Genomic DNA, 599 nt, shown 5'->3' with positions numbered 1-599 from the left:
GGCTTCGGGCGCACAGCGAGAACGCTTGCGCAGCACAGCGAGCGCCCGAACCTCCAGTTACCGACCGCCGCTATCGCACTCGATAAGCAGCACCGCAATCTGAGCTTGCCCGCCACAACGGCATCCAACCGCTCAGTGCGTGCAGTGCCTTCAGTGCCAACTGACCTGGGCAGCCGCGCTCAGAACTGCTGTTCGGCGCGGTTGATCAGTTCCTGCTTGACCCGCTCCGACAGCTCCTGGTTCTTCGGATCGACCAGGATCTCCCCGAGGATCCGCAGCACCGGCGCCAGCGGCACATCCGGCAGACCCGTCGCGACCGCGGCGTTGTTGCACCAGCGCTTCAGGTCCTGATGCGCTTTCGGCTTCAGATCCAGCGTGACCCGGATCGGCGTGGTGCGCAGCGACTTCTGTACAACCTTCGGCGTGCGCTCTCCTTCGACGGCGACCTTGCTGTAGTCGGTGCGCCTGCGCGGACGCCGGCGCTTCTGCTCTCCGCCCTGCTCGTCGGTCACTGCGCTTCCTCCCAGCGGCGAATCAGCTCCGCGGCGACCTGCGGGTAGGTGGTGCCCTCCAGCTCCACCGGCAGCCCGTAGCACTGC

The 599-nt window shown here is 66.6% G+C and carries 1 protein-coding gene; it reads right to left on the bottom strand.

Going from position 1 to position 599, the window contains the following annotated elements:
• Window positions 1-179: 179 nt before the first annotated feature.
• On the bottom strand, window positions 180-512 hold the full coding sequence (locus NP3_RS43770; protein ID WP_063047592.1) for a hypothetical protein: 333 nt from the start codon (window positions 510-512) through the stop codon (window positions 180-182).
• Window positions 513-599: the final 87 nt, after the last annotated feature.

Origin of the sequence: Nocardia pseudovaccinii NBRC 100343 (assembly GCF_001613225.1) — a bacterium.
In the GTDB taxonomy this organism is placed as follows: Bacteria; Actinomycetota; Actinomycetes; order Mycobacteriales; family Mycobacteriaceae; genus Nocardia; species Nocardia pseudovaccinii.
Note: the sequence above shows the minus strand (reverse complement) of the source record. Positions and strands in the feature narration are given on the sequence as shown.